Below are 4,131 nucleotides of genomic sequence, written 5' to 3'. Positions count from 1 at the left end.
TGGGGTTCCGGCAGTTCTCGCTACGCGGACTGGATAAGGTCAGCGGCGAGTGGCGATTGGCCACCATGGCGTGGAATATCAAGCGGATGCACCGGTTGACGGCGGGCTGAGGGCTCGCCGCGCCCAACCGGCCAGCAGGCAAGGCGTCAGAACCGCCTTGCAGAAGCTGAGGGGCAGGTTAAGAGCCACACAACAGCACCAACACCAACACCAACACAGGGGGGGGTGAAGAACCCACGCCTCAGCTCATCCATTAACCTCAAGTCCGACAGACTGCTAGTGGCGCTCAACAAACAGCGCGCCGCGGAAGAAGCGCAAGGCAAGGTACGCTGGCTACGCCCGGATTACCAAGCGCCGGAAGAAGCCGCCCCCACCCAAACCGAGCTGCAAAGCACCACGGCTGAGGCCAGTGCCCCAGCTGCCGACAAAACAAAAGCCGCCTGGCCCAAAGACCTCGCCACCCAGGTCACACTGCTGCGCGACATGCTCGCCCAAAGCCCCCACAGCGCGGAAAGCCTAGCCGCCCAGTTCAAACGCAAACCGCTAAAAGGCGTCAACGAGGTACTCTCAGCGCTGGCCGCCCTCGGCCAAGCCCAGCAGGATGACGAACACTGGCGGCTGGTGAGGTGATTGATGACGCTTGAGACGTTACCAAAAGCGATTGGTAGGGATCGGGCCCTGCGTGGTTAGGGCCCTGTTTAGTCGATAACGTCAGGCACATTTGGGGTCAGACAATGTGCCTTCTACCGCAATACAGTCCCGGCCCCGTTCCTTGGCTTGGTACATTAATTGGTCGACTGCGTGTAGCCGCTCTTGCAGTTCACTCGCCTCATCAAGCCTGCAAATTCCCATGCTGGCGGTCACGTAGAGCGGTTCGGTTGTATCGGCTATCATTGCCTGGCTCGCCAATAACTGACGCAATCGGCTAGCCGCTTGATACGCTTCATCCACAGTTGTGTGAGGCATTAATAACATAAACTCTTCACCGCCCCAGCGGGCGAGTACATCCGCTTCCCGGACAATGGAGTGGCAGCGCTTTGCAAAGCGTTTAATGACGCTGTCTCCCACGGGGTGCCCGTAGGTATCGTTAATCTGCTTGAAGTTGTCGATATCGATCATCACGATCGCGGCGGGCGGAGCGCCGCGCTTTATGGAAGCCAGCGTACTGCAAAGCCTTCGTTCAAACGCTCTGCGATTCAGTAGCCCAGTGAGGACATCCGTCGCAGCTAAGTTGGCCATTTCGTGCCGAGCGCTTTCAAGCTCAGCGATTAGGCGTTTTTGCTCTCGGTGCGAGCGCATCAATTCCATATGCGCCATCACTTGGTTGGCCAACGCTTGTAGCGCAAAGCGTTGTTGCTGGTCGATATCTCGGGGATGGTAGTCAAGCACACATAGCGTGCCTAGTGGGTAACCATCAGGGCTTTTGAGCAATGCACCTGCATAGAAGCGTAAAAAGGGGTCCCCCGTTACCAGCGGGTTACTCGCAAAGCGCTCATCCTGTGTGGTATCAGGCACTACGAACAGCCCTGGTTGTAAAATGGCGTGGGAGCAAATAGAAATGTCCAGTGGTGTTTCACGCACAGAAAGCCCTTTAACAGACTTAAACCATTACCGATCCTTGTCTATAAAATTAATAACGGCGACAGGCGCTTGGCAAATAATAGATGCTACTTCAACGATATCGTCAAACGCGGGCTCTTGGGGCGTATCCAGGATGTGGTAATCCATCAGTGCGGCTAGACGTGATGCTTCGTGATCTAGAGAGTTCTGCTTATCGTTCATTAGCATTTACCAATGTCTTGCATCGCCTTAGAAATACTCATCATCGTGTCATCCTGTATCTTATTCAATCGCACCTAGCTGTTTATCCTACTACTTGCCTTATCCGAAAATTTTTATACAAAACAAACACACCGCCACTCCAAACCTGCTAAAAATTTGCCAGATATATCGCCAAATGGCTGCTTGAATCCCTTTCGACTTGTGCATTTTTAATTAAGTTAAATTTGCAAATCGCCCTCTTAAAGCTAGCTATACTTTGGATTCTACCGTATTAATAACCATTTTAATTATTAGAAAATTCAGAAAATTATAAATTCACGCACTAGATAGCATGGGAAGCATACACCGTACTGCCATACGATTGGCGTAGTTTTAAAAGCCCCATACCAAAACGCCCCCAAGGCGGGGGCGTTTGGCGTACTGCATTTGCTCACTATGTTTCATCACAGACGCTTACGCAAACACTTCCGTCCACTCACTGCGCTTGACCAATAGGCCTTTGGCGAGTTCTTGAGCGCCTTCCAGGCTGTGGCTGGCGGCCCAGCCGCACTGCATTTCGTTGCAGGCGGGTACTTCGGTGGCGGTTAGTACGTCGTTGAGGGTCTTCTCGATGATCGATAGTACATCGTCGTAATCATCGTGGTTGATCAACGCGATATAGAAGCCGGTCTGGCAGCCCATCGGGCTGATATCGACAACTTTATCGGTATGGTTGCGCGACATTTCCGCCATCAAGTGCTCCAGGGAGTGCAGCGCGGGCATCTCCATGTGCTCTTTGTTGGGCTGGCAGATCCGCAGGTCGTATTTGTGGATACGGTCGCCGTTCTGGCCCTCTTTAATATCGGCCAAACGTACGTAGGGCGCTTTTACCTTGGTGTGGTCCAGGTTAAAGCTTTCAACGTTCATCTTCTTTTCGGTCATGGTGGCTCCGTCGTCGCTCTCTTTCGTTCGCCTATTCTACACGCTGAAGGCGGTTACACCTTGGGAGCGTCGAAATTCCACGGTTCATCGGTGTAAACGCATACATTGGCGTCTTCAATGTCGCCATCGGGCGACTCAACGTGCTTGGCGAAGAAGTCTTGAATCTCTTTACGCTGGCAGTGGGCTTCAAACTCTTCGCGGCTGGCCCAAATTTCATGGAACACAATCGGGTAGCTAGTGCCTTGGGCAAACGGGTTATCGATCTGGCGAGTCACCGTGTAGTGCAAGCAGGCATCTTCGCGGTGCGTATTGGGTTCTAACGTCTGCAGCGCTTTAAATACGGCTTCCTCTTTACCGGCCTTGGGTTTGAAGCTAGCGATGCAGTAGATTTTTTTCGACATATTGTGTTCCATGTAAGGAGGGTTCTGCCCACCATTATGGGGCCGATAGCGGTAGACACCAACCTATCGCACCATTCGCTCGGCAAGCGCTTCAAGGTCTGGCACGGTCATATCCGGCTCGATGCCCCAAGGGTCGAAGGGGGCATCCGAATGGCGGCGTACCCAGGCGCTACGCAAGCCCGCGTGGGCCGCGCCAATCACATCAAAGGGGTTGCTGGAGATCAGCCAAGTATGTTCTGGCCGCGTTTCTAGCTGCGTGCGTAGGTAGGCGTAAACGGCAGGGTCAGGCTTGAAGCGTTTAACCTCATCGACACTGATCACGGCATCCATATGACTCCTTACACCTGCGCGAGTCAGCAGTTGGCTAACAGCTTCTTCCGTGCCATTGGAAAAGGCCACGCAGCGGATGCCCGCATCGCGCAGTTGGTCCAGCGCAGGCACCACATCTGGGAACGCAGGCAGCTCCGCATAAACGGCCATTAAGTGGTCGTGGTCATTATCGGAAAGGCCGGTTTGTAGCGCTCGGTCAGTGAATACCAGCGCTTCACGCGTGCACTCGGTAAAGGACACATAAGCCCCCATCAGGCCATGGCGGAAGCTGTACTCCAGCTGCTTTTCCCGCCAGCGTTTGGCAAACTCGCCTGCCTTGCTGGCATCGCTCAGGCGGCGTTCCAGTTCCATCGTAACCCCTTGGGTATCAATGAGCGTGCCGTATACGTCAAAGGCCAGTACCGGTTGCATTGTGTACGTCTCCTTAACGATCCATTGTCTATTCACTGTATTCAGCATAGACGCCGCGATCAAAATCGGGTAGGGGCCGGGGTCACCCCCGGCGCCCTCCCACACCACCGGGCATACGGTTCCGTACCACGGCGGTTCATGAAGAACGACTAAGCCATCTTACCGTATCGAGTACCGAGATCAGACCCAGACGGTCGAACCACTTCCGTGGCAGGGCCTGATTCATGTGCGACGCTCCGGCGTTCCACCAAGGGCCTCGACCATTTCCCGCTGACTTCCAGGCACG

General features: G+C 54.2%; 7 protein-coding genes. 2 read left to right on the top strand and 5 right to left on the bottom strand.

The annotated features are described in order from the left end of the window. Positions 1–110 (top strand): transposase (locus tag BMY49_RS17340; protein WP_143058163.1); only part of this gene is annotated, 110 nt, incomplete at its 5' end. Between the two features lie 115 nt (positions 111–225). After that, on the top strand, positions 226–630 hold the full coding sequence (locus BMY49_RS16820) for a hypothetical protein (RefSeq protein WP_089676114.1): 405 nt from the start codon (positions 226–228) through the stop codon (positions 628–630). Positions 631–711: 81 nt separating this feature from the next. On the opposite strand, the gene BMY49_RS16815 is transcribed toward BMY49_RS16820, so the two are convergent. The 5 genes from BMY49_RS16815 to BMY49_RS16800 all read right to left on the bottom strand — a co-directional run bounded on the left by BMY49_RS16815 (position 712) and on the right by BMY49_RS16800 (position 3,845). After that, on the bottom strand, positions 712–1,581 hold the full coding sequence (locus tag BMY49_RS16815; RefSeq protein ID WP_244154998.1) for a sensor domain-containing diguanylate cyclase: 870 nt from the start codon (positions 1,579–1,581) through the stop codon (positions 712–714). Positions 1,582–1,608: 27 nt separating this feature from the next. Next, a complete protein-coding gene (locus BMY49_RS17955) occupies positions 1,609–1,782 on the bottom strand; it encodes a hypothetical protein (RefSeq protein ID WP_244154997.1) in 174 nt (57 codons plus the stop codon). Positions 1,783–2,235: 453 nt separating this feature from the next. After that, positions 2,236–2,703 carry an S-ribosylhomocysteine lyase gene (locus tag BMY49_RS16810; protein WP_089676113.1) on the bottom strand — a complete coding sequence of 156 codons (468 nt, stop codon included), beginning with the start codon at positions 2,701–2,703 and terminating at the stop codon, positions 2,236–2,238. 53 nt (positions 2,704–2,756) lie between these two features. Continuing rightward, complete coding sequence (locus BMY49_RS16805) at positions 2,757–3,104, bottom strand: putative quinol monooxygenase (protein ID WP_044630276.1); 348 nt, start codon at positions 3,102–3,104, stop codon at positions 2,757–2,759. A 63-nt stretch (positions 3,105–3,167) separates the two neighbouring features. Continuing rightward, on the bottom strand, positions 3,168–3,845 hold the full coding sequence (locus BMY49_RS16800) for a haloacid dehalogenase type II (RefSeq protein ID WP_089676112.1): 678 nt from the start codon (positions 3,843–3,845) through the stop codon (positions 3,168–3,170). Positions 3,846–4,131: the final 286 nt, after the last annotated feature.

Source organism: Vreelandella aquamarina (assembly GCF_900110265.1).
Taxonomy (GTDB): domain Bacteria; phylum Pseudomonadota; class Gammaproteobacteria; order Pseudomonadales; family Halomonadaceae; genus Vreelandella; species Vreelandella aquamarina.
The sequence above is the reverse complement of the archived record's forward strand: the minus strand, read 5'-3'. Positions and strand labels throughout refer to the sequence as shown.

Excerpts from the sequence above, each read along its gene's own strand:
- BMY49_RS17955 (WP_244154997.1), bottom strand. The coding sequence starts at position 1,782 with ATGAACGATAAGCAGAACTCTCTAGATCACGAAGCATCACGTCTAGCC.
- BMY49_RS16810 (WP_089676113.1), bottom strand. The coding sequence starts at position 2,703 with ATGACCGAAAAGAAGATGAACGTTGAAAGCTTTAACCTGGACCACACC.
- BMY49_RS16805 (WP_044630276.1), bottom strand. The coding sequence starts at position 3,104 with ATGTCGAAAAAAATCTACTGCATCGCTAGCTTCAAACCCAAGGCCGGT.
- BMY49_RS16800 (WP_089676112.1), bottom strand. The coding sequence starts at position 3,845 with ATGCAACCGGTACTGGCCTTTGACGTATACGGCACGCTCATTGATACC.